Here is a 26,684-nt window from a genome sequence, read left to right on the forward strand (position 1 = left end):
ATCATATCAAAATTCAATTTTACTATAGGCTTAAAAGATATGTTGTTACATGATTTCTTTATCTTTACCGATCTGCATACAGAAGAGAATATTGTAAAAGCCAATATCAAACTTAATGCTGCCCACCCAATATTTAAGGGCCACTTCCCTGACCAGCCAATTTTACCCGGCGTTTGCATGATGCAAATGGTAAAAGAGATGACCGAATACTATCTCGATAAAAAAATCAGATTAGAGAAGGCCCAAGATCTCAAATTCCTTTCGTTTGTTAACCCTGATCAAAACAAGCTGATCCAAGTGGAATTAAAGATCAATATTGATGAGAGCAGAATCTGGGTAGAGGCGCGGTTGCTCGATAATGCAATTGTGCTTTTTAAATTTAAAGGCGTATTTATTTGAATGATCTAACAGGTCATATTTGTTAATCGGACCAGAAGAATAATTGCCAGAATATAATTGAGTGGTTTTTCTATTTCACTGTGATATATAACCCGAATTGAAAATAAAAATAACTTACTCAATTATATTTCGTATAAATTAAAAAAAACCAACCATCACTCCGATTATTTATTGTTTTAAATAAAATTGTTTTATCATGAATGTAGTAAATGCAGCTATCCTGGTTATAGACGACGAGGAAATTGTCAGAGATAATATTGAAGATATCCTGGTTCCGCGAAAACAATCGGCAGAGAGTGTAATCATAAGTGATGCAGAAAGTTTGTTATTTGCTGAGCCAAAACCATTGCTTGCTCCACGTGTAAGTAACCTACCAGCTTTTACAGTTGACAAAGCAGTTAACGGTATGGAAGGGCTTAATCGGGTCAAAGCATCATTGGAAGCTGGAAATCCTTATGCTGTTATTTTTTTAGATATGCGTATGCCCGGCTGGAGTGGACTCGAAACCGCTATTGAAATTAGAAAACACGACAGTAAAGCCGAGATCATTTTTATAACCGCATACAGCGATCGCTCCATCGAAGAAATAGTAGAGCAGGCGGGTCAAAACGTTGGCTATCATTGCAAACCTTATGCATCTGAAGAAATTATTCAACTGGCTACCAAGGGTGTTACTGATTATAACAGGTTGCGCAATCTGGAAAGCCTGATGGAATCTATATCCTCGATAGGGTTAAATAAACACCAGCTTACCTCATTATTAAAAAACATACTCGACCAGTTAGCCATCTCTGTAAATACTGATATGGCCCTGATTGGAAAACTGCATGATGATTTTAGTTATGAAAAAGTGCTGTCAATTGGCGCAATTGAAGAAAAGATTGATCTGGCAGAATTGATCGCCCGTGTAAAAAGTGTCGATATCGCTAAAGATGAGGTTATACAGATTGATGAGCTCGTATTAGCACGATTGGATGATTATTCGATTTTTGCGGTGCTTAAAAAGCAGGAGAAACTGAAAGTGGAAAAAATGTATCTGCTAAAAATTTTCATTCAAAATGCGGCTCAGGCTATCCGAAATGCCGAACTGAATGAAAAACTGCTTCAAAAAGAAAAACTGTCTGCGGTGGGTAATGCCGTAGGTATGGTAATGCACGACCTGCGTTCACCTATCAAAAACATTAAACTCATTACGTCTTTAATGCGTGATGACGGCCTGGGTAACGACCTTTTGGATCTGATCGATCAGTCTGCCGAACAAGCTTCAGAAATATTTGACGACTTTTTGGATTTTATCGGGCAAACGCCGGTAAAAAAACATCCGGTCAGCATCAATAAAATAGTTGATGAGGCAATGAAACAAACCGAAACAAGAGAAGGAATAGAAAACATAGCGCTTCATAAAGATATACCCGAATCTCTGATGGTGCCCGGCGATGAAAGCAAACTTAGGCGAACCCTTATTAACCTGGTAAATAATGCTGTTGATGTGCTTCATGATCATAAAATAACGGGTGCCTATGTGTCTGTTTCGGCCCGCATACACGAGGGCGACAAGGTGCTGATCACCGTAACCGATAATGGCACGGGCATCCCCCCAGAAATAGCTAAAACCTTATTCGAACCGTTTGTTACCAGGCAAAAAAGTAACGGAACCGGTTTAGGACTGGCCATCGTTAAACAATATATATCCGCCCATGGTGGCGAAATATGGGTTGAAAACAATCCGGGTGCCGTATTTTCTATCCTGCTCCCTTTATAAAAAAGACGGCTGCCGTCAATAATAAAATATAGCCACAACACCATTAAGCTTGTTTAAATGAAAGATGACATACTAAGCGGACGATCAATTGAAAAGAGCACATTGGCGGCCGATGATTTGAGTAAGGAATTACATAAATATAAAACACTGATCAGGGAGTCAAATACCGGTGCGTGGGAGTATTTTTTGGCAACCGATGTTTTGTGGTGCAATGATGTTTATTTCTCGATGCTTGGCCGCGATATCGGGGATTTCAATACGGCCGACAAACAAAAACTAAAGACAGCATGGGCAGATCTCCTTCATCCGGATGATAAATCTAAAGCGATTGGCGGATTTGCCGAGTATCTGAAAAACCCAAGTAGCGGAATGTATGAAAGTTACTTCAGGATGCGCCATTTAGATAACCGCTGGATCTGGATCTGGTCGAGAGGGCGGGTACTTTACGATAAAGATGAAAAAAATGCGGATATCTTTATTGGTACACACGTGGATGTTACAGCGCAAAAACAGTCAGAAGAAACTATTCGGCAGGAACGTATTCTGCTCAGAACATTGATTGATAATTTGCCTGATGTTATATATATTAAGGATGCTGAAGCAAGAAAAATTATTGCGAACGATGCCGATGTAATATCTATCGGGGCCGAATCAGAAGCGGCTGTAATAGGCAAAACCGATATGGAATTATTTCCTGAGAATATCAATATAGCCTTACGAGGTTATGAGGATGACATGAGCGTTTTAAAAGAAGGCAGATCTATCCTCAACAAAGAGGAGTTTTTTTTTGACAGTTCAGGAAACAAGCGCTGGCTGCTAACTTCCAAAGTTCCGGTGTGTGATGAATTTGGAAAAGTTAACCGTTTGTTAGGTATCGGGCATGATATTACAGCGCGCAAACAGGCCGAAGAAATGTTAAATGCGCTGAACCTGGAACTAAGCCAGCAGTCGGAAGAACTAAGCAGGCAGGCCGCGGATCTGAAAACACTAAATGAGCAACTCAGCCAGCAAAAAGAACAAGAACTTGAAAAGGCTATAGCACAGGGTAAATTTGAAATAGCCTCGGAAGTGCTGCATGATATCGGGAACGCAATAGTGGGCTTTGGCGCGCACTTAAGCCGCATTAGCCGTGCTCTGGAACAAAACAAGATTGATACGATAAAAAATCTGGGCGCGTTTTTAAAGGCGCAACAAAGCTTGTTAAGCCAGGTTTTAGGTGCCGACAAAGCTACTGCCCTGGTCACTATTGCCGAGGGGGTGGCCAAAACGCAGGGCGATAACCGGGCTGAAATTGATACATCAATTACCGAGTTGTTAAATATCATTACACACATTCAGGAAATACTTAACATTCAAAGACAATTTGTAAGAGGACATGGTGGAGTACATGAAAGGAAGCCTGTTAATCTTGTTAACATTATTGACGACTGTAAATCAATGCTTTTTGCCTCGTTTGATAAACATGGGATCCATTTTAATATAAAAATAAAACCTGGAACATATGTTATAAAGGGAGACCATACCAAGCTAATGCAGGTAATTTTAAATATACTTAAAAATAGTTTGGAAGCCATGCCTTTTGATGCGCCCGAAAAGAATATAACTCTGGCAATGGATGCCTATGACGATTTAATCGAACTAAAGCTGATTGATAATGGTTCGGGGTTTGACGAAGAAACCAATATACATTTATGTGAAAGAGGTTTTACGACAAAGAAAAGCGGTACCGGGCTGGGGTTATATAATTGCAGATCAATTGTGGAAAGTCATATGGGCTCATTTGAAATAAAAAGCGATGGCCCCGGGCTGGGCGCAGTCACCACCATCAAGTTTGCGCTACAATAATATACTATCAAAAACAGCTGATAAATAACATAATTATTTATGTATAGAGGATAGAAATAGGTTTATTTATCATTAGTTATCAATGTTTTCCGGTTAGTAGGCAACTTCTACAGCCGCTTACCTTTATCCACACCCATCTTGTAGCACCATTTTTCCGTTTGGCAATCTTAACGCTTCAGTTTTATGTTGCCTTTGTCTTATAAGGTTTAAATTTAAAGGCACCCTATATTTAAGGTGCCTTTATTGGGATACTATTAAAACGCCCGTACAGCCCTAACCGAAAACGTATAGGCCTTGCTAAACGGATAATAAGTTACCGTACTGGCCGATGTTGTGCCTTGTATGGCTATCACCGTTCCGTTTGAAGCCGCGCCTAAAAAAGCGGTACCCAAAGGCAGTGCCATTGACAAATATAACGCGTTAGGCGCAGTAGGCGATGCGGCTATCTCATTTGATGTCCAATAATCTGTATTGGCTATGCCGCCTACGATATCTTTATTATAACGGATAAAGGCAAGTTCGGCTATTGATGGTAAAAACCAATCGCTAAAACCGCCGCCCCTGTAATCGGTACAAAGCTTAGCCGCGTAGGTGCCGGTATTGCCCAAAATATTTAAAATTTTGGTTGTATTGGCAGCGCCAGATCCGATAGTGAAGGATGTAGCATTGGTTGGGGCCAGGCTGGTAACTGTTGGCGCCCAGGGTGCCGAAGTTGACAGATCGACCGGTGATACCATAAGGCCGTGCTGGCCGGTACCGTTTATATAAAATATAATACCACCCAGGTAGCTTTGGCCGGTTACAAAAGTACCCACAGGTACTACCTGCAAATTAGCACTTATGGTAGCATCCGAGTAATTGTCATCGGCGGCCTGGGTAGCGGTTATGGTAGTATTACCAACCCCAACGATAGTTACCTGGTCGCCGTTGATGGTTGCAACAGCGGGGTTGCTGCTGGTATAGGTAAACGCGCCTATGCCGGTACTTAAGGGTGGCGGCAAGGTATAAACAGGATCGCCAATGGTTTTTGCATTAGCAGCAAAAGATATGATCGGGGTCATTTTAGCGTTATCTTTTTTGCACGCGGCAATAGAAAAGATAACTAAAACAAGTAAGGCTATTTTTTTCATCATGATCGGGTCATCTAATTTTAAAACTTTTATTAAGCGGACTGCTACGGGGTAACCGTTATCGTCAGCGTTTTAGCAACGGCACTTATGCCATCTCCGGTAACGTTATTGCCAACAAAGGTTACGGTATAGGTGCCTGGTTTAGTGTACTTGTAAACATATTGCGGCAATATCACCTGGTTGTTTTTTATACCCACGGCCACATCTGGCGGGATAGCCGAAAGCCTGAACTTTTTGGTAACGGCCCAATCCTCATCGCTTAAATTATCAACCCCCTGTGCAAACGTAAGGGTGGAGCCAATGGCCCATTTTAGCGAATCTTTTGTAGAAGTACCTTTAAAGCTGGTTGCGACAAAACCTGCAAAGCGCACATCGGTATTAATGGTATTATGTGCATAAACGGTACCATTAGGGAATGCATTTTGAAATACTAATGCGCTAACGGTATATTGCCTTGCGCGCGCCGCGGCTGATGATGTAGCGCTTTGATATTTAAACGCGATGTAAAGCGAATCGCCGGCCTGCTGAAAATCTGAAAGATCGACCGTGCCCGAGCTGGTTAACGTTGCGCTGGTTGCTATGGCTGCGCGGCTGGTAACATCTGTCCAGGTGGCCTGGCGGATATGCAGCGAATCGACCTGGCCGGTAAAGTTGGAAGAAACCAATAACTTAAGGTTTCCTGTTTGGGCGGTACCCGTAACATTGGCCGTAAGAGTTGAAAACGACAATTGGTTTAAAGCACCGGCTGCCGAAGTACGGTTTTTGTAATCGTAAATATGGCCCACCTCGCCCGAATAGAATGCGATGTTATCGGGATTACCCGAAAGAACAAACACCACACTATCGCCTACTTTAAAAGTTGTTTTATTAACCGTTACGTCAAAAGCTGGTGTGGTTAACGTTAATTTGTTGCATGCATATAAGCCAAAGGCTATAATGCTAAGCAGTAATATGTTATATTTTTTCATTTCCTGATCTTATTAAAGCTATAAATCTTTGTATTGTTAATACCCCGGGTTTTGCACTATCAGTTTGTTATAAATAGTTTCGAGCGCGGGTATTGGCCATAATATTTGCGTTGGCGTAATGTTATTTACCGGTATAATTGCCGCCGATACTGTGGCTGCAGGTGCCGCCGGGATACCCGGAGTAATGCCACCTATATCGTTAGCTAAACTTTTTACGGTAGAATATAGTATACCCCAGCGTACCAGATCCTGGTAGCGTAAACACTCAAAGGCAAATTCGCGGTAACGCTCATCACGAATAGCCTGACGCAATGGCCCCTGGCCCAGGCCGGCAGTAAGATCAATAGCTGATGCATGATTGGATAATACCGCTGTAGCTGTAGCCGGCACACCGGCGTAAGTAAATACCGCGCCGGTAGTAGCGGCAGTACTTGCACCCGAGGTATTGGTTGGCGCAGTTGCTGTTGATACCCCCGCAGTGGTAACCCGGTATGCACGGCCGGAGATAAACACCTGGTCGTTAACGGCGTATAACACACCTGCTCCCCATGGCAAACCAATGGTAACCGTAGGTGCCGAGGTGTAGCCCGTACCCGCTGTTATAACGGTGATGGATGATATTTGGCTGCTTGTTAAAAATGCCAGAGCCGTTGCACCTGTACCGCCGCCGCCTGTAATGGTAACCGGTGGTACGGTATTGTAATTTGTGGTTGGCGCGTTGGTAAAATTAATGGTTTCAACATAGTTGGTGGTGCTATATGCCCTGCGGCGCACCAAATTAATGTTGTTATATATGGTTGCACTTGGGCCGCTTATCTCATTTTCGGCTTCGGCGGCCATCAACAGCACATCGGCATAGCGCAACAGCGGCCAGTTTTGCTGCGAGTTGTTCCGTACCGTTTTACTGATAGGGTCCTCTTCTTCTCTTCTCCATTTTGCAGGGTATCTTTCCCATATCTGAAACTCGTTAAGGTAAGTTTTACCTATGGTTGTTGTGGTTACGGTATAAAGGTATTTACCTATAGTTCTGTCGCGGCGCAGATCGCCGGGAGCATACGCTTTGTATAAGCGGGGCTGCAATGCTATTATGCCTTCGCAAAAACCGCTATCGGTAGCTATAAATGGTGTGGTGAATGAGCCTGCTTGAGGCACACCCACCGTAACACCAACAGGGCCGCCTAAGTTTTGCGCATTGGCTATACCGGCAACAGTAAAGCCAACCTCCCAAATGGTTTCGTTATTATACCTATTTTTGGCTTCATCCGTCCATAACGAAGTAAAGCTTGGAACCAGCGAGTGTTTACCCGCCGCTATAACTTTATTGGCCCAGGTTAACGCGTCGGTATAGCGTTTGGTATCATTTAAAGGTGCGCCTGCGGCGTGTAAGCATACACGGGCCAAAATACCCTGTACGGCTTCAATAGTTACTTTTTCGGAGTAGCCAAATGTAGCGAAGGTTTGGTTCTGCAGCATTCCCTCGGCAGTGGTCATATCGGTAATGATCTGATCGTAGGTTTGCTGTAAGGTGGCTCTTGCCAATTGCCCGTCGGTTATAGAAACAGCGGCGTTTAAATGTAATGGCACACCGCCAAACCATTGTGCCAGCATAAAATAATAGTATCCCCGTAAAAAAAGTGCTTCGCCTTTTGAATTGGTCAGGTACACCGGATCTATTCCTTTGTTTTCGGAGTTTTTGATGTTATCTAAAAAGGTATTACAGTAGTTGATACCCTGGTAGCAACTGTTCCAAAAGTTGCTACTAATAGCATTGGTAGATACATTGGTGTACGATGCCGGGCCTACCTGCACATTACCGTTTCTAAAATAGCTTTCGTCGGTAGCGGCATTGGCTTCGCGTATGTAGTTTAAGCACATGTTGCTGGTGCGCAGCACCTGGTAAATGCCTGCTAAAGCATAGTCCACTTCCTGCTTATTGCTGTAATAATCGCTGGTAATGGCATAATCGCTTGGCTTGGTCTCTAAATATTTTTTGCACGAGCTCATGGGTACCAAAAAGGTGAGAATGAGTAATGCTATGGTTATACGTTTCATGGTCGTAATCTTTTTAAATGTTATAAAGTAATATTTGCCCCAAAAACAAACACGCGCGCCCTTGGATATGGCGAGTAATCAAAACCCGGAGTGGTTGGCGAACTCTTTGTGGAAACTTCCGGATCCTGACCCGAGTAATGGGTCCAGGTGTACAGGTTTTGTCCCGATGCGAATAACCTCAGGTTTGATATTTTGATCTTACTTAAGATCACTTTAGGGAAATTATAACCGATCTGGATCGTTTTTAACCGCAGGTATGAGCCATCTTCAACCAGGCGCGATGATATGGTACGCACGTTAGTAGCATTGGCAAGCGGGCGCTGGTATTGCGCGCCATCATTAGTGGGTGTCCAGTAATCGGCATACTCAGCAAAAAAGTTTTGGTTCATGTTACGGGTATCGCCGGTGGTACCGCCATCAAACAGCGCTTTATTGCCGTTCAATATCTGGTTACCGTAAGACCATTGCATAAACACATTCAGATCGAAACCTTTATAGGTAAAATTGTTAGACAAACCACCATAATGGATAGGCATAGGGTTGCCGATCGTAGCATAATCCTGGTCGTTAGTAACACCATCACCGTTCAGGTCCTTTACTTTCAGGTCGCCGGGTTGTACGGTTACAGGGTTACCGCCATAGTACGGGATACCAGGTTTTAAGCGGTAAGTTACCGAGGTTCCGTTTATAATTTTGTCGAAATCGGCAAGGCGGTACAAGCCATCGGCTATATAACCGTAAATTAACGCTACTGGTTGGCCTACCTTAGCAATGTACGATGGCTGGTTTTGATAGTCGGATCCAAATGTCTGGCTGGCACTTGCATCTAAGCGGGTAACCCCTCCCTGCGAAAGCGCCAACACCTTATTGCGGTTAAACGAAATGTTAAAGTTCGATGTCCACGTAAAGCTCTTCGTGCGGATGTTGGTGCTGCTTAATGATACCTCGATACCCTCATTTTGTATATCGCCAACATTTAGTTGCTCGGATGAATAGCCTATACTGTTAGGTAAAGCGGCCTGTAGTAATAAATTTCCGGTTTTGCGGCGGTAGTAGTCCACCTCTACACTAAACCTGTCTTTTAATATTCCGGTCTCAAAACCTACATCCAGCTGCGTGCCGGTTTCCCATTTCAGATCGGGGTTAAATATAGCAGTAGGTATAGCGCCCGAAACTATGGTATTACCATACGAGTAACGTATGGACGCGCTGTTGGCGTTGCTCACCGCTATAGGCGATGTATAAGCAAAATCACCCACACGGTTATTACCTGTTAAACCGTAGCTAACACGCAGTTTTGTATTGTTTAAAGCGGTCAACTTTTGCATAAAAGGTTCTTCTGATATCTTCCAGGCCAAGGCCGCGGTAGGGAAATACCCCCATTTGTTGCCCGTATAAAACTTGGACGAACCATCGGCACGCATGGATGCTGTTAACAGGTATTTTGATCTATAATCATAATTTATCCTGCCTAAAAAAGCAACCTGCGTATTGGTTGATGTATTTACACCAATACCATTCAGCACGCCTTCGTCAACGCCGCTTACACCCAACGCCTCATTAGGTATTTTGATCGCATTTAAGGAGTTTGATCGTGATGATGTGGTTTGATCAGTAAAACCGATCAGGGCATTGATATGATGAATTTTAGCGATCGTAGTATTGTAAGTAATGGTATTTTCATTCAAAAAACTAGGATTATATGAGTTGCTTACCCCGCCACTTAAACCGTTTTGATTACCCTGGCTGGTTAAAGGGCTACCTGCACGTGTTTGTGAGTTATTAAAAAACTCGTTGTAGTTAGTTGTAATATTTATACCAGCCGTGCTACGCAGCACAAACTTTTTGAGAAAGGTAAACTCAGCATAGGTATTTGTGTTTAAGTTGGTATTGATGGTATTGTTAAGCGTATTGATGGCCAGGATATAAGGATTCATCCTATCCAACACACCCGATGCCCCGGTACTGCCTTCGGCATCATAGAGTGTATTTTCTAAAACACTCAGGTCGCCGCCATTTACCGGGCGGAAACCCCATATACCGAACATTAAATTGAACTGGGGGTTGTTTTGTGTACCCGGGGCGCCACTAATACCCTGGCTTTGCGTACTTGGAATATTACCGTACGACTTGGTGTACCCGTAATTGGCGGTTATCCCGATCTTAAAATTCTTTACCACTTCCTGATCGAGCGATATACGGCCCTGGTAACGGTTAAATCCACTGGCCACCATTAAACCTTTCTGATCAACATAGCTGCCTGATATATAGTAATTGGTTTTACCCGATTTACCCGCCACGCTGATGCTATGGTTCATAAAAGGAGCATCCTGGAACACTTTGTCCTGCCAGTTAATATAAGGTGCGGTGCGGTAGTAATCAAGGCTGCGGCCATTGCCTAAATAAAGCGCGTTGGCATTTTGAGGGTTGATATCAAGCTGTAGCCTTACAAAATCGTACGGGCTCATTACCGCTGTTTGTTTGGCAATGCTTTGCACGCCGACAAACGCGTTATAATTGATTTTAGGAGTCCCTTCGTTTCCTCTTTTGGTAGTGATAACAACCACCCCGTTAGAGCCCCTGGCGCCGTATATAGCGGTTGATGAGGCATCTTTTAACACGGTTACACTTTCAACATCCTGCGCGTTTAAAAAGCTGAACGGGTTACCCTCCTGCGGGAAACCATCAACCACGTATAATGGCGACGAGCTATTAGTTATAGAGCCTGTACCACGTACCGTAATATCCGGCGCAGAGCCGGGCTGCCCATCGGGCGATGTTACCTGTACGCCGGCTATGCGGCCTGCTAAGGCTTGATCTATAGAGGTAACAGGGGCTTTATTTATCTCGTTCATCCGTACAACGGCAACAGCGCCTGTTGCGTCGGGCTTTCTAACGGTGCCATAGCCAATTACTACCACTTCATTCAATTGTGATTGACTTGACAGTAACGTTACATCTATTACACGTTGCGTGCCTACGGTAACCTCTTTGGGTACAAAACCTATAAAGCTAAAAACCAGCACAGATTGCGGTCCGGGAGCCGATATGGCATATTTTCCGTTGGCATCGGTTGTTACGGCGAGGACCGTTCCCTTAACTTTTACCGTTACACCCACCATGGTTTCGCTATTATCGGATACGGTTCCGGTAATTTTTACCTGCTGTGCCGAAACAAAGGAACAACACAGTGTTAGAAAAATGCCAAGGCAAACACTTAAAAGCTTAAGGCTGCCTTGCCGGCGAAAAACACCTACATCTATAGGCGTCAATTTTTCCACCTGGATCTTTGTAGAATTTTCATTCATAATCAATGCTATTTTAGGTTAAACAAACAAAAGTTAATAATGTATTTAGTGTAGTTTGGAGCTACCCTGAATAATTGGTTATATCAAATATAGATATACTAAATCGGTTTACCGAAATATTTAGCTTTGTTTTTTGCCAAAATTCTAATTTTTATAAAAAAAATACTAAAACGGTTTAGTAAATGGTAAAATCTTAACAAATTCAAAAAAAACTTCAAATTTTGATAAGGTATTGACCCGATTTTATGAGGTTGCGATTTTCTGTTACTAAACAACCCGAAAGTGTTTGGTTAACACACTTTATAAAATGAAAAAAGCCATGCCGAAAATTTTCGGCATGGCTTTTTTTGACGGGTCGGTTCTTACCGGTCGCCCAGCAATTGCCTGGCTTCCGGCTGGTGTTCCCCATCGGCTACAACAACGGTCGCCACCTGGTCTTTATCTGTATACCTCGGCCTGTACAACTGGTTGTTTAGCTGCACCTGTTTGGGCTTGCCCGGCGCATAAACCCCGGCCTCCATAATTGGCTGCCCCTGCAAGTGTACATCCAGTTTACCGGGCTTAATATCGGCAATCATAAATACTTTGGCTATGCTGTTTAAAACCGCCGCGCCATCTTTACGCAGGTAGCTGCCATTGGCAATAAAGTACCTGGTGGCATCCCCCATATTGTTTTGCCCCTTTGCCGGATAGCTTACCGCCGTTAAATAGGCATCGGTTTCCCAGCCATCAAAGCTGTTGTTGCTGTTGCGGCCCATCATTTTGCCATCGGCCTGCAGGTTAAGGTACACCTTGGTAACCGTGCCGTTTTGCGTAAGCTTTATGCCTATCATATCCTTGCTTTCTATTTTTTCGATAATCGGCAGGTTACTATCCTGCTCATCGGCTAAAATAACGGCGGTTATCCACTTGGTTTGGCGCATTTTTCCGGGTGCCGCAATGGCATAATAGTTCTCTTTCACGTTGGCGGTATGGTCATGCAGGCCTTCCTTTTCGGTGAGGATAAGCTTCTCCGGAAAATCGTGCGGGAAACCGCCATTTGGCAATGTTTCGGGGAACAGCGGTCTTACCAAAACATGCGCTTTGTTTTTGGTAATGCGTATATCCAGCCCGTCTTGTTTGGCCTGGGCATCGCCGTAGTGCAGCAACCATTCCATTTTTCCGGCCTCACGCGCTTTCAGATCATCAATAATGAGCACCACATTGCCTATCCACAAAAAGTGACGGTAATTACGCTCAAAGTTTTTCGATGTTGGGCCGGTCGCATCTCCATAAATATATTTAAAGCCACCGGCATCCATCAGGTTATACAGTTTGCCGGGCGTTTTTACACCAAAATACTCATCATCCTTACTTTGCCCCTCACCGTTAAACAGCACCACGTTATGCGCCCCGCTCTGGAAAAAGTAATCCGAGTATTGCGGATTATTATAAAACACCGTACCGCCATCGGTAAGCAGGTTTTCGCCATCATGAAACAGGATAAACGAGTTCGCGTCGGCATGGGCGTGGTTCCAGGTCGTGCCTGATTTTACCGCCAGCATATCCGCGTCGTTCTTCCACGACGAGCGTAGCATGGCCCAGCCCATATCAGGGTATAGTTTTGAGTCGGGTAAACCCGATACCAATTCGGCCGCTTTACCCTTTTGCTGGTTGTAAACCAACCCCAATGCCGAATAATAGTAGCGCGCGTTTCTCGCCAAACCCTTTTGCAGGTTATTTAAAGCAGTTAAATACCGGTCGGCCTTGTAACCGTTAGCCATCAGTAACAGTAGCGGGTACCACTCGCGGTTATCCACATGCGAATCGCCAAAGTTGAGCATCATGCTTGTTGCCGTACCTGGGTAACTGGCATTGGTAAAAAAATCGCCGAGCGTGTTTAATAAAGGCACATCAACCGCGGTATCACCTAAGCTGTTGCGATAAGCCAAACGGTAAAGCAAATACTCTTTACTGGCAAAGGCCGCGTAGCCAACACTCTCGTAAAAGCCGCCCTCCCGGTCAAAGGTGGCCGGTTTATTGTTTAACTGATCGCCCGAAAAATTGAACCATTGTACCGATGCATGTTCCACCGTGCGTACCCATTCCCTCGCTTCGGGCACTTCATCGCGTATAGCCAGAGCCGACACACCTGCCATAAAAACCGCCGCGCTCCACCAGTTATGCCCCATCGAGTTGAGGCTGTGTATGCGCCGGTTGCCGCTTACCCAATCGCCCAAGGCAGGTTCGATGCCCAATTTTACCAGTGCGCCGGCAATGCTCTTTTTCTCATCTGCCGACAACTGATCGTAAATACAATCAAAACCCACGGCAACCCTATAGCTCTGCTCGGCACTGTTAAGGCCCGCACGCCAGGCCGGGTCACGGTTTAGCATTTCGGCGGCTTCCCAACTTGTTTTTTTACAGGCTGCCAGCAATAACTCCTTTAGTTTAGCCGCGTATTTGGGGTCGCCGGTCATGCGGTAGGCTAATCCGAGGTCGTCGATAGCGGTTGCAGGGTTGTTTTGGCTAAGCGCCTTATCGGCCTTAGCCAAAACAAATAGCCAGGCATGGTTAATCGCGGTATCCTGTTTTATCTGTGCCTTGAGCTCGCTTATCTTTTCGTCGGTATAAAACAGGCGCGGGCGCCCTTTACCGGCGTAGCACAGGTTTGTCACAACTAAAAACAGCGCTATTAAGCTGCTCATCTTTACTGGGGAATGGAGTTTCATGATTCTATCGTCAGGTGGTACCGTCTATATTCTATATAAAGTGTCGCTTTTGAAGCATTAGGTATTAAATCGATTTAGTAACAACCGACTAATTCGCTCCAGGTGCGGTAATTATTTAAAATGCTTTACGATGGCCGTGTTTTGGGTATCATACCGCCTACCCGTTCCTGCGGCAAAAAGGGCACATGTGTTTTAGGTAACGAAGAGTTACGCACCATCAGCGTACTTGACAAAACAAAACTACGTGCCTCGCCAGGTTCGGCCGTGGCCGATAAACGCTCCAGCATGAGGTTGATCACCCGCTCGGCCATTTCTTTAATCGGTTGTGATATTGCGGTTATAGATGGGGTAAACAGCCTGAACAGGTTATAATCGTCAAAAACAATAACACCAAGCTCCTGCGGAATGCTGAGGTTAAGGTTACGTATCGCCTCCAGACCATTATCGGCAATGTAATTGGTCGCAAAAAATACGGCGTCAATATTCCCGTTACCGGCAATAAAATCCTGTATCTCTCGTATGCTATGCTCTTTATCATCGTGGTAAGTCACCTTTTTTACAATGGGCAGCTGGCCTGTTGCTTTAATGGCGTCGTTATACCCTTTTTGACGCTCTATCATCTGCACCTGATCCGAGTTGAGCGTTATCATGGCTATGCGCTGGTAACCGTTATCAATAAAATGCTGTATGGCTGTAAATGCGCCCTGGTAGTTATCAGCAACCACGTTATCGCCTTTAAAACCGGGCAGCGTACGGTCAAACACCACTACGGGGTGCCCATCGTCAACCAGTTCTTTCAGTTCTTTTTCTATTCCCGGCGGCGGGGCTATAATATAGCCATCAACCTGCCTGGTACGGAATACCTGCAACAGGTCTCGGGTTTTTTGCGGGTCGTTTTCGGTGCTGCTATAAAATATTTTGTAGCCCTTGCTGTAGGCAATTTCTTCAACAATACGGGCTATCGATGCAAAAAACGGATCGGATATATCTTCGATCAACATTCCGATGATCTTGGTTTTGCCGGTACGCAAACTTTGCGCAAAGTGGTTTGGCCGATAGCCTACCTTTTCAATGTGTTTTAGTATCTTTTTTTCGAGGGCTACACTAATGTGGTTCTCACGGGCTTTACCGTTTAGCACAAACGAAACCGTTGTTTTTGAAATACCCAGTTCGCTTGCTATATCGCCAATAGTTATCTTTTTTTTCATCCCGGTAACCGATCTTAATTAATTATAAAATTATCAAAATTATTTTGCAGCCACATCCGTCTAATATATAATTTATACATCACTGCATTACGCTGTCAAACCCCGCAACATCTTCAGCGCTCATTGGCATTAATGCTTTACCTTATAAAATTTATATCCGAAAAGGAAGATCACCACATAACAAACAATAGGTAAATAATAAGCCTGTGCAACACTATGGTTAGCCACCTGGCCCATAACAAATGGGAATAATGCGCCACCAACTACACCCATTGCAATAAATGATGATGCCTGTTGTGTATGGCTGCCCAGATTTTTTAACCCCAAGCTAAAAATGGTTGGGAACATGATACTGAAGAAAAAGTTAATCATCAGCAACGCGATGTATGATGACCAGCCCCAATGTTGCGCTACGATAACACACATCAGTATATTACACACAGCAAATGTGGCCAGCAACTTATTAGGTGCTATAACTGTCATAAGCGATGTCCCTACAATACGACCGAGCAACATCATGCCCATAAAAAGGCTCATAAAATAGGCTGCTTTCGCATCGCTGAAATGCATAATACTAACGCCGTAATTGATAAAATAGGCCCAGGTACCTGCTTGCGCTGCTACATTAAAAAACTGCGCCACGCAAGCCCATACAAAATGGCTGTGCTGATATAATTTTTTTGAAGGAGCAACATCAACATTAACCGCTTCAGCGTCTTCAACCGATGTAGCAGTGTGAGGATCAACCAACGCCGGTATTTTTAAAAATATAAAGGCTGCGGCTATTAATAATACTACGATGCCTATAGCTACATATAATGTTTTTACTGAAGTGAGATCGGTAGACTTTACCGTGTCGCCGCTTAAAAGAAAAAAGCCACCGATGACCGGGCCGATGATAGTACCTACCGCATTAAATGTTTGTGCAAAATTTACGCGCAGGTCGCTGCTGCGCTGATCGCCTAAGGCTGCTGCAAACGGATGGGCAACAGTTTCAAGCGTTGCCATACCACAACCAACAATAAACAGGGCTATTCTAAAAAATGCGAACGAGCCTGCATTAGCCGCCGGAACAAATAAAAACAAGCCGATTGCGAATAAACACAGGCCTAATATTACGCCAGGCTTATATCCGTATTTCTTCATAAATATTCCTGCCGGAATGCTCATGATAAAATAGGCACCAAATACCGAAAACTGGATGAGTCCGGATTGTGATATGGACAGGTTTAATACATTTTGGAAGTGCTTATTCAGTACATCGCTCATGGAATGGAGCACCCCCCACATTAAAAATAGCGACGTGACAAAAATAAACGTGACAATAAATCTCTTCTCAGTAAAAGCGGCTTTTTGCGACATGGTACAAGGTTAAATTGGTTTTAATTGGTTTATGTTAATTGCCGGGTAGTGCTACAGCATCAAATGCTGCGGCGGCCCCCATAATTGATGAGTCTTCTCCAAGCTCAGCGATTTTTATATCTATATAATCAAAATAAGCAGCCAGCTCAAATTTAAGAGCCGGCAAAAAAAGCTTTGATGCTTTGGCGACGTTTCCGCCTATAACAAGTAGTTCAGGTCTTTCTTCGTTTATAAAATCTTTTAAAAACAGCACCAAATTAGCGGTAAATTCCTCAAAAACCTGCTGTGCATTTACATCTGTATAGGCAATTGCGGCAAGTTCCTTAACATTGGGCATGGCTACGCCTGTTAGCTGGTGGTAGCGCTTCAAAAACCAGCGCGTGCTCATATAATCGTCGGCAATGGTATCGCCAAACTTAAAGCTGCCGCGGTTAGCATCAACCGTTATGCCATCTTTACTGCAGGCCGAGCCCAGGCCCGTGCCTAGTGTAATGCCTATTATCTTTTTAAAGCCCAGCCCCGCGCCTGCAAAAACTTCGCCGTGTAAAAAAGCCTCGGCATCGTTCCTGAAAAGGATATTTTCCAGGTCTATGTTTAACTCCGTTGCCAGGTATTGTTTAATGTTCAATCCGTAAATGGCCTCATATTTATCAAGCCCGCGTATCCACGATATGCCGTGCTTATAATCAAACGGACCCGGCATCGCCATGGCTATCATATCCACCGGGATATTAAATTTAGCGAGCGTTTCTTTTAGCCCGTTGGCCCAGGTGTCTAAAATATTGGCCCAAGTACCGCCCGAATCCACACTTAACCGTGTACGGGTATGTTCTACAATGCACTTACTGGTGAGGTCCACTATAGCCGCCGTAATGTGCGATCCGCCAATATCCGCGCTGATGATATGTTTATTGTTATCCACGTTGTTCATTCAAATTAGTTGCGGCTATATTGCTTACTTAACCGGGCTGAGCCAAATGGCCTGCCCACCGGATCTACTTAAATTTATGGTGATGATTGTTGCCGCCTTAACCAGAACACGCTCCACTTTTACATGTGTGGCCGTCTGCACCTCCGCATCGTCCGAATAAATGCTGGCGATATAATTTTTGCCTTTCGGCAGAAAGTTAAAGTTCAGTTTCAGGCTGCGGGCATCGTTGTTTGTAATGGTGCCAATAAACCAATCGGCACCGCTGCGGCGGGCGGTGGTAATGTATTGACCCGGTATACCTTGTATAACTTTGGTCTCGTCCCAGGTTGCGGGTATCTTATCCCAAAACTCTAGTTCGGGTTCGTTATGGGCATACGCTGGCCTGTCATACCAATACAGGGTTTGCAGGCCGCTGTAATAAATAGCCGCCAATGCCAGTTGGTGCGCATGCGTAGTTTTTATGCGCTTATCAAAATAGCAAATGGTATAATCGGCGGCACCGGCTATACAGCGGGTAAAGGGCAATATGGTGTTATGTGTGGCGTCGGGCATTTCTTCGTTTCCGCGAATACCTTCTGCCGATAGCAAGTTGGGCCAGGTACGCTGCTCGCCGGTGGGGCGCCAGTCGTCGTGTATATCCAGCATAATTTGGTTGGCGGCGGCCTGCTGTATCGTTTTTTCCAGCCAGGTTGTCCATCGGTGCGATCCTGCCTGCACAAAGCCGATTTTAACACCTTTTACGCCCCATTTATGGTAAATGGCGAATAAACTATCGCTTTGCATTAAGGTAGCCTGCTGGTTAACGTATAGCCATACACCCACACCACGTTCTTTACCGTATTGGATAATGCCCGGCAGGTCAAAATCGGGGATGGCAACTTTGGATGCATCCGACGAAAACTCGAACGCAGGGCCATACCATTTCCAATCAAACAGTACATATTGCAGGTTATGCTGCAGGGCAAAATCAATATTCGCTTTGGCATCGGCGGTGGTTTGCGCCATTACGCGCATTTGTTTGCCCGGCTTTATCCAGGCGGTGTTTTTTATGGCGTTAGGTTGGTTAAGGTTTAGCAGCATAGCATCATGTTCAACCAGGTCGCCGGGTTTTTCGGCTATCATAATTACCCGCCAGGGTGTGCCAAATGGCGATATCAGGTCAGCCGGAGTAAACATGGATGTAACCAGCGTATTGGGCTGCATTGCGCTGAGTTTAAACTTGGTGCGGGCATAATCAACCATTTGTGCTTCGGCCAGGCAGGCGTATAGCCCGTTGGGAAGTTCGAGGGTTAAAGGGCGCTCGCTTTCCCATTTCCAGTTAGCTAACGGTAGTTTTTGATACGGTGCCTGCGCCCAGTACGCCACCCATGCCTTGGTATCTGCCGGCAGGCTGAACGTGGTATTCTCGGCCATAATGCGGTAATAGGTTCCCTTTTCATTTAGCGGAAAAAAATAACGGAAAGCTACCCCTTCGTTATAAGCGCGTATCTCTACATTCATTTTGTAGATGGGGTTATCATCTTTAACCAGCTCAACCGTAACGGCATTATAATGATCGGGGATATCACTCTGCTCGCCGTATACGGGTTTCCAGCTGGTGTCTTTTTGTGATGTTTTAATACCGGTCACCTTCAGGTTTTCGCACCAGTTTTCATGCTCATCTACCTTAAGGGCCATCGCGCTTTCGGATAGGTGATTATCTAATTGCACATCCATCACCGATTCTTGTATCACCGCTTTGCCTTTATAGCTAACTGAGTAATACATGGTTCTTTTATTGCCCGGCACCTCTTTCTGGTAAAACGCGATGCTGATATTTTTATCGGGCGATAATTGTGTTACACGGCTACCGGGCACTATAGTCTGCGCGTATCCGGCAAGGCCGGATACCGTCAGCATCAAAAAACAAAAAAACAGCCTTTTTATCATGTTGTAACTCATTTTACAGGATGGGTTAAACGTGTGTACAAACTTTGCCCCTGTTGTAATTTTTTAAGCCGCAGCAGTGCCTCCAGATAATAATAATCGGCGTATATGATGGAGGCATCAATTTCGCTTCCGTTAGGTTTATGGCCCGTGGAGTGTAGCAGGAAAGCATCGTTCACATCGCGACTCTGGTATTTGGCCGACGATAGCATAGCCAGCATTTGTTCAGCCTTGCGGCGATAGGTTGCGGCTTTGGTCTTATCATGTACAAAAGTAGAAAGCTCCAATAGTGCCGATGCGGTAACGCAGGCAGCCGAAGCATCTTTGGGCGCATTAGGGATATCGGGCGCGTCAAAATCCCAATAGGGTATCCCATCTGCCGGCAGGCGCTTTAAATATACATCGGCCACATTTTGCGCGAAGTTTAAAAACTCAGCCTTTTTTGTTTCGCGGTAGCACATGGTGAAACCATATATGGCCCATGATTGCCCCCTGGCCCACATCGAGTTATCGGCATAGCCCTGGTGGGTTACGCCCTTAATTTTCTTTCCGGTAAGGGTATCGTAAACTACCACATGGTAAGCCGAGTAATCGGCCCTGAAGTGGTTATGCATGGTTGTTTCGGCATGTTTTACGGCTATGTTGTACAGCTTTTTACTGCCCCCGTTTTTTGATGCCCAAAACAACATCTCCAGGTTTATCATGTTATCGATAATGGTATTATGCGGCCAGCCCATCCTTTTTACCATAGACGGCCATGATAGTATGGTGCCAACCCTGGGGTTAAATAAAGTAGCCAGCGAATCGGCAGCGTGCAAAATAACGGGCTTATACGCCGCGTTACGCGTTAACCGGTAGCCATTGCCAAAGCTATTATGCACCTGGAAACCCAGGTCATGGTCAAAGCCCGGCGTGTATGATAGCGGTGTTAGTTCCGTTGTAAATTTTTCGGCATTAATTTTAAACTGTGCCTTATGCGTACCCTCATATAAATACCACAAAACGCCCGGCCAAAAGCCGCTGCACCAATCGCGGTATTTTATAAAGCGCCAATTAATTTTACCCTGATCGATATTGCGTGGCAGGTTTACCGAATCGGCCGGTATAACTTTTAATGTTTTAACGGCCTGCGCGGCGCAGTAGTTAATGGCCTTGGCGGGATCAAACCGCTGCTGCGCATAAGCCCGCGGGCATGTGCTGCTTAAAGCCAGCAATAAGGTAATGAGCACTAATTTTCGCATGGTAAAAAACACGGCATTTTGTTTAGTATAGGCTTAATATTGGTATATTATAAAGCATCAAAAATATTAACCCTAAATCGGTTTAGCAAATATTTAAAAAGTTTTTAAATTATATTAAACTATAGAGCGGTTTATTAAAAAATTTATCTTAAAACACTTAAAAAAGCGGAGATTTCACAACAAAACCGATTAAGTACGCGTCTAACCGGGTTTAGTAAAAAACAATCGGCCCTTATTTGATCAGGTAAAACGATCGCTCAACCGGTTCTGCCGACCGGTTGAGCGGTTGTATGCTGCTGCCCCACTGGTAACAGACCACAGTAACCATTACGGGATACTCACTTTTTATAGGGATAGGTGTAAAATAAAGTATTCCGTTTTCTATATAGGCCGGGCCGGCCACCACGTAATAGCCAACAGGCAAACCTGAGTCTGCCCTACCCGCTAACCGCAATTGCTTTGCACTCCGCTTAGTATCAGGTAGCTTATCAAAAGTTATCGTCTGTGGTTTTCCGTCGGTTAACCTTGCCGGTATACGCATCATGCCCGGTTGTGTGGCATGGCGGTATTCCTTATCGCCGGCTGCATCTTCTTGCAGCCACAGCTCCCCACCCATTCCCGCGCGATCAAACTGCAGTTTAAACAAGTAAGGGCCGGTTTGGACAGCGGGGCCGGTTATTACCCTAAACCGGGTAGGCACATCGGCATGCCCCAGTTTGGTTCCGGCGCCAATAAGTTCGGGGGGCAGTTCAGTTAAAAAATCGCCTTTTACGTTAAATGACAGCCCATCCGTATCCGGCTGAAACTTTAACGCGGCATAACCTAATTTGGCTACGGGCAGCGGTTTACCGTATTGCACAAAGGTTGGCATTTGTTTTTTCCGATCAACGCGGTCGCCTTCAAATGCGGTGGCGGCCTGCGCAGTCTCTTTGTCAAAAAACCAATAGCTATCTGCTGCACGGCCTTTAAATAAAGCAAATGGCGCGGGCAAAAATTCGTCCGGATTCATACCTTTAGTATCCGTAAGCCATCCGCCTTGTTTAGTTACCGGCTTTAACCCACCCGAACCATCATCCGGCAAACGGTATTTACAAGCCTTGCTAATAAACAGGGCGATAAACCTGGCCAGGTTCTCGTTCCAATCGAAATGGCCGCCACCGGGGTCTGTTACCACGCCAATTAAATTATCGTTGCTTTTGGCACGCAGCTTTAATGCTGTTTGGCGCACTACTGGCCAGTAAAAATCGCGGTCGCCGGGTTTTGTTGCCGGGTCGGGCACACGGTATTGGGGCCACTCGGTAGTTTGGGCCACCACATAGCACAGCGGGATATTTTTAAATTTTAAGGTATCGGGCAAGGGAACCGTTTTTACAGGTATGCAGGCTATGGTACGGTTAGGGAAAGCGTTGGCAAAGGTCCATGCAAAATGCCCGTTGGCCGAGTGGCCCATTGGTATAACCGGGGTGCTTTTTAACTCAGTATAGCCCGATTGTGCTGCCAGATCATTCAGCATTTGTTGAAACACCAACTCCATACCGGGCTTCATATCCGCGGTAAGGGTTTGGTCGCCGCGCTGTGCCGCCCCTATCCAGATGATGCCTAAACCATTGTCGGTTGCCGTTTGGCGGATAAGCGGGTCTTCCAACCAATTGCGTTCCAATAAATTGGCAAGCGAAACGATAACTCCTTTAACATGCCCGCATGTTGGCGGTATCCACAAATAAGCTGTGCGCGTACCCACCTTAGCCGCGTATTGGTACACATGGTACTGCGGCTTATCGTACTGCGCATGGGCGCTCAGCACCAGTAAATTAATCAATAAACAAAACAGTAGTTTGCGTACCATATTATTTATTTATCCAAAAAACACGTTCTACCTGCGCGGCTGTTTGCAGCTTAGGCTCGTTACTGTTACCATACTGCCAGGCTACAACGGTTACCTTTACGGGATAATGGCTACAGGGCGGTATGTCAGTAAGGTTAATATGGTCGCCCTCAATTTCTGCCGGACCATCTTGTATGAAGAAACCGACAGGCACTCCGGCATCTGATGTGGCACTGAGCTTTATTCCTTTTGCCCCGGTCTTTTGATCTGCTATAGCAGCAAAAGTAATATGCTGTTCCCTGCCCTGCACATTTCGTGGCGGCACCAGCATTAACGCCTGCTGTGCCGCTGGTTTATATTCATCATTGCCGGGGTGCGTGGCCGAAAACCATAACTCGTAACTATGCGGAAACTGCCAAAAGCCCAATTGCGGCTGTACCCGGAAGGTGGAGTCGTTTAGTTTAACAAAGGGGCCCGTTATTCGGTCAACCTTGATAGGCATGGCTGTTTGGGCATGACCAATGGCTTCGCCTACCTTTAGTTGCGCCCAGCCTGCAGGCCTTGGGCTGCCACCAGGAACGGTATCGTAAAATGCGGTGTGCAGGTTAAAGGTAATACCATCGGCCCCGGGCACAAACCTGAGGTTAAACTGCTGGTGAACGTTACGCTGCGCCACCATATTACCCTGCTGAACAAAACCGATCAGTTGGGGCTTTTTGTTCCGGTACCCGGCCTCGTAAGCTGCCGTAGCTTTTGCCAGCTCTTCATCAAAAAACCAGAACGCCTGTGCCGGGTCGCCTTTGTATTTGCTTACCGGCGCCGGTTCGGTGGTTGGTGCCTGGTTAAGCCGCCATTTATCAACAAGCCAGCCTGTTTTAGTGGGATCTATCGGGATCAATGCCGGTTCTTTCCCGGCGGGTGTATTAGCGGGTAGTCGGTATTGCATCGTTTTTTTAATGTAAAAGGCGATGTAGGCTATCTTACTTTCGCTTGCCGCGAAATGAAACTCGGCGGGGCAGGCCAGCATGCTCAGCGGCAGCAGCGGGTGTGCCGCCCGCTCTTTCAGGCCCTCGGCCGACCATGTATTTGCCGACTCGTATTCGCCCATGGTTTCCAGGCAGGGCACAAAGTTAATGTTTCGTTCGCCCCAAATATCAGGCGCAAAAGCGGTATTACGAAAATATGGCCACTGCCCGCTTACCGACAGGCAGGCCAATGTACGCTGCGGCGCCCAGGCCGCAAAATAATATGGGGCACTTGCCGCGGCCGAGTGCCCCATGGGTATAATGGGCTGTGTGTTTAACTCCGTATAGCCCGATGCCGACGCCAGATCGGCCATAATGCCGTTAAATGTTTCGCCGGCGCCTTCGGTAAATACAAATTTCAGATCGTAGGCAGGGCTTACCCATACTTCGGCAATACCAAGCTTACCCATTTCTTTTCTAAAACCGGCACTTTCCAGTATGGATTGCTCCTCCATATTGTTTTGCGCGAACACCACGGCTTTAACCTGTTTACAGTTGGGTGGTATCCACAAATACGCCCGTGCCTGGCCAGCGTTCTCTTTAGCATTCCGCACCAAAACCGACCATTGCCAAACCGCGGCGTGGGCAGCAAAAGCAGCAAATAATAATACAGCAGTAGCCATTAGCCGTATAGGTGCCAGTAGATTTTTTATCATTGCTTAAAACAGGTTTTTAGATCGGTCGTCTGAAATATTAATTCAAAACTATCAAACTTAACCGATTTAGCAAATCAAAAAGTAACTTTTTATAAAATGGCGATGCTATTAGTTACACAGGCACCTCGCTCATTTTTTTTATAAAGCCTGCCGTGGTGCAGGTACTTTTATGAATTGGGTTAGTAATATCGTTTGCCAACGGTCATGGTACACATTTTTGGTGATAGCAAGAACCCAGAAACCTACTAACGTTAATTTAAAAGATGATCCCGAAACTTATTTGGGGAAATACCTGCTTCTTTTTTGAATAAACGGGAAAAGTATGTCGGGTTTTCAAAGCCAAGCGAAGCCGAAATTTCAGAAATATTCATTTTGCCCTCCCGGAGCAAGTTCTTTGCTTCTGAAATTAAATAAAGATGGATCAATTCTAAAGCGGTTTTACCGGTTTCCTGCTTGAGCAGATCACTCAGATACCGGGAAGATACATTTAGTTTTTCTGCCATATAGCTAACTGTTGGTAGGCCAAGATCATTCTTCTCTCTTTTTTCAAAGTAACTGGAAAGAATGGCGCTAAACCGCGTAGCTATTGCGCCTGTTAAATCTGCCCGATTAATAAACTGCCTTTTGTAAAAACGCTGCGCATATTTAAGCAGGGTATCAAGGTGACTAAGTATAATTGTTTTACTATAGTCATCGGTATTGTTATGGTATTCCTTGTCCAGTGTATATACCAGGTTCCAAATTGTTTCTTCTTCACTTGGCGAAAGGTGTAAAGCCTCGCTAACCTCATAATCAAAATAGCCGTACTTCTTTATTTCCAGGTGGAGACTGCTCCCTGATAAAAAGTCTTCATGTACGAGTAGTAAAAAACCCTTTTCTTGCAACTGAACATTTTTAAAGGCAACAATTTGATGAGGTTTCGTAAACGACATTGAGCCGCGGTCATGGTCATATTTCGTTTTACCGTAAAGCACACTTCCCGATCTCAGCTTTCTAAAACCAATAATATAGAAGTCTGCGGTAAATTCGAGTTCGTTGCCACCACAATTGTTTTGGTCGCCATGTAAAATACTGAATAAGGGATGCTCAGGAGGCTTAACCCCAAGTGCTTCGTGCAAGTCGCTTATCTTATCGAAATGATTCATCGTTGCGGTTTAATAGCAGAACCCGTTTAACCGGATTCTGCTAATTTAAGTTTTTATTTTCCGTGTGCTGCTACAGAAACATCCTGCCATTCTTCCCAGGTTTTCACGCGTTCGTCATAAGTATGTTTGAACCACGGAAAACCAACTTTACCCAAAATTAGTCTTAAAGGAGGGTTTTCCGCATCAACCAGTTTAAGCACGGCATCGGCGGTAGCTTCCGGTACACCCGAGTCTTCGGGTTTGATTGACGCGTAAAGCGCATTTCTAACGTCATCATACGCTGCTATCGGCTGGCTTTGTGCAAGGGAAGCCGAGCTAAAATCAGTAGAAAAGCCGTTGGGCTCCAGGATTGTTACTTTAATTCCAAATCCGCTTACCTCAGCGGCCAATGTTTCGCCAATGCCTTCTACCGCGAATTTTGACGCGCTGTATATGCCCATAGTTGGTATCGCAACCACACCTAAAGCGCTTGAAAGCTGTATAATGTGACCGGATTTCTGTTCGCGCATAATCGGTAGTACAGCCTGCGTAATCCATAGTAAACCAAATACATTCGTTTCTATCTGCGCCCTGATCTCTTCTTCATTTAATTCTTCAATTGCGCCCATGTGTCCGTAACCTGCGTTATTGATCAGTACATCAATTGCGCCGAAATGATTTTTTGCCTTTGCCAATGCATCGAAACACGCGTTTCTATCCGTAACATCTAATTTCAGAACCAACAAGTTTGAGGGGTATTCCTTTGCCAGTTGAGCTAACGAATCCGGATTTCTTACGGCTGTAACCACCTGGTCGCCACGTTTTAAAAAAGCTTCGGTCCAGATCCGGCCTAATCCGCGGGAAGCACCTGTTATAAAAATTGTTTTTGCCATGATCGTATGTTTTGATTTGTTTTAATACAGCGGCAAATTTCTGCTAATTCCATATAGTTATTCTGATACAGAAGTGGGGAATAATGAAACAAATTTACGGAAGTGGGTACTTTTATAATTAATAAACCTGCTCAAGGTTATTCTGAACGGAATAAATGCAGATATATGAGAAGAGAGACCGATATTGAAACCTAACAATCGTAATTCTTTCCAATGATGGGATTAAATGTAAGCATGGTGTCAGATTTTGAAATTAAGATTTATAAATTTGTTTTATTGAACAGTGTTCAATACATTTGCAATGGAATAAAATTAATC

General features: G+C 44.9%; 17 protein-coding genes. 3 read left to right on the forward strand and 14 right to left on the reverse strand.

Annotation, left to right across the window (positions count from 1 at the left end):
• Positions 1 to 39 precede the first annotated feature (39 nt).
• The 3 genes from ABIN91_RS08810 to ABIN91_RS08820 all read left to right on the forward strand — a co-directional run bounded on the left by ABIN91_RS08810 (position 40) and on the right by ABIN91_RS08820 (position 4,006).
• Positions 40 to 399, forward strand: a complete 360-nt coding sequence (locus ABIN91_RS08810; protein WP_348050628.1) for a hypothetical protein — start codon at positions 40 to 42, stop codon at positions 397 to 399.
• Positions 400 to 595: 196 nt separating this feature from the next.
• Positions 596 to 2,161, forward strand: a complete 1,566-nt coding sequence (locus ABIN91_RS08815) for a hybrid sensor histidine kinase/response regulator (protein WP_348050630.1) — start codon at positions 596 to 598, stop codon at positions 2,159 to 2,161.
• Positions 2,162 to 2,218: 57 nt separating this feature from the next.
• On the forward strand, positions 2,219 to 4,006 hold the full coding sequence (locus ABIN91_RS08820) for an ATP-binding protein (protein WP_348050632.1): 1,788 nt from the start codon (positions 2,219 to 2,221) through the stop codon (positions 4,004 to 4,006).
• 254 nt (positions 4,007 to 4,260) lie between these two features.
• On the opposite strand, the gene ABIN91_RS08825 is transcribed toward ABIN91_RS08820, so the two are convergent.
• From ABIN91_RS08825 to ABIN91_RS08890, 14 genes are all read right to left on the reverse strand, one after another.
• On the reverse strand, positions 4,261 to 5,139 hold the full coding sequence (locus ABIN91_RS08825; protein WP_348050634.1) for a hypothetical protein: 879 nt from the start codon (positions 5,137 to 5,139) through the stop codon (positions 4,261 to 4,263).
• 41 nt (positions 5,140 to 5,180) lie between these two features.
• A complete protein-coding gene (locus ABIN91_RS08830) occupies positions 5,181 to 6,104 on the reverse strand; it encodes a DUF5017 domain-containing protein (protein ID WP_348050636.1) in 924 nt (307 codons plus the stop codon).
• 36 nt (positions 6,105 to 6,140) lie between these two features.
• Positions 6,141 to 8,156 carry a RagB/SusD family nutrient uptake outer membrane protein gene (locus ABIN91_RS08835; protein ID WP_348050638.1) on the reverse strand — a complete coding sequence of 672 codons (2,016 nt, stop codon included), beginning with the start codon at positions 8,154 to 8,156 and terminating at the stop codon, positions 6,141 to 6,143.
• Between the two features lie 20 nt (positions 8,157 to 8,176).
• Positions 8,177 to 11,464, reverse strand: coding sequence for a TonB-dependent receptor (locus tag ABIN91_RS08840; protein ID WP_348050640.1), 3,288 nt, complete (start codon positions 11,462 to 11,464; stop codon positions 8,177 to 8,179).
• A 362-nt stretch (positions 11,465 to 11,826) separates the two neighbouring features.
• A complete protein-coding gene (locus tag ABIN91_RS08845) occupies positions 11,827 to 14,175 on the reverse strand; it encodes a heparinase II/III-family protein (protein WP_348050642.1) in 2,349 nt (782 codons plus the stop codon).
• 125 nt (positions 14,176 to 14,300) lie between these two features.
• Complete coding sequence (locus ABIN91_RS08850) at positions 14,301 to 15,383, reverse strand: substrate-binding domain-containing protein (protein ID WP_348050644.1); 1,083 nt, start codon at positions 15,381 to 15,383, stop codon at positions 14,301 to 14,303.
• A gap of 129 nt (positions 15,384 to 15,512) precedes the next feature.
• Complete coding sequence (locus ABIN91_RS08855) at positions 15,513 to 16,745, reverse strand: sugar MFS transporter (RefSeq protein WP_348050646.1); 1,233 nt, start codon at positions 16,743 to 16,745, stop codon at positions 15,513 to 15,515.
• A gap of 34 nt (positions 16,746 to 16,779) precedes the next feature.
• Positions 16,780 to 17,676, reverse strand: coding sequence for an ROK family protein (locus ABIN91_RS08860; protein ID WP_348050648.1), 897 nt, complete (start codon positions 17,674 to 17,676; stop codon positions 16,780 to 16,782).
• A gap of 24 nt (positions 17,677 to 17,700) precedes the next feature.
• On the reverse strand, positions 17,701 to 19,605 hold the full coding sequence (locus ABIN91_RS08865; protein WP_348050650.1) for a glycoside hydrolase family 97 N-terminal domain-containing protein: 1,905 nt from the start codon (positions 19,603 to 19,605) through the stop codon (positions 17,701 to 17,703).
• An 8-nt stretch (positions 19,606 to 19,613) separates the two neighbouring features.
• Entirely contained in the window at positions 19,614 to 20,843 is a 1,230-nt protein-coding gene (locus tag ABIN91_RS08870) for a glycoside hydrolase family 88 protein (RefSeq protein ID WP_348050652.1), read from the reverse strand.
• 232 nt (positions 20,844 to 21,075) lie between these two features.
• Entirely contained in the window at positions 21,076 to 22,689 is a 1,614-nt protein-coding gene (locus tag ABIN91_RS08875; protein WP_348050653.1) for a hypothetical protein, read from the reverse strand.
• A gap of 1 nt (position 22,690) precedes the next feature.
• Positions 22,691 to 24,349 (reverse strand): hypothetical protein, encoded by a 1,659-nt coding sequence (locus ABIN91_RS08880; RefSeq protein ID WP_348050655.1) that lies wholly within the window; start codon positions 24,347 to 24,349, stop codon positions 22,691 to 22,693.
• Between the two features lie 251 nt (positions 24,350 to 24,600).
• Positions 24,601 to 25,494 (reverse strand): helix-turn-helix transcriptional regulator, encoded by an 894-nt coding sequence (locus ABIN91_RS08885; protein WP_348050657.1) that lies wholly within the window; start codon positions 25,492 to 25,494, stop codon positions 24,601 to 24,603.
• Positions 25,495 to 25,547: 53 nt separating this feature from the next.
• The gene (locus ABIN91_RS08890) at positions 25,548 to 26,366 is read right to left on the reverse strand and encodes an SDR family NAD(P)-dependent oxidoreductase (protein ID WP_348050659.1); all 819 of its coding nucleotides are present in this window, start codon (positions 26,364 to 26,366) and stop codon (positions 25,548 to 25,550) included.
• Positions 26,367 to 26,684: the final 318 nt, after the last annotated feature.

The sequence above is a fragment of the Mucilaginibacter sp. genome, from assembly GCF_039921305.1.
Taxonomy (GTDB): Bacteria; Bacteroidota; Bacteroidia; order Sphingobacteriales; family Sphingobacteriaceae; genus Mucilaginibacter.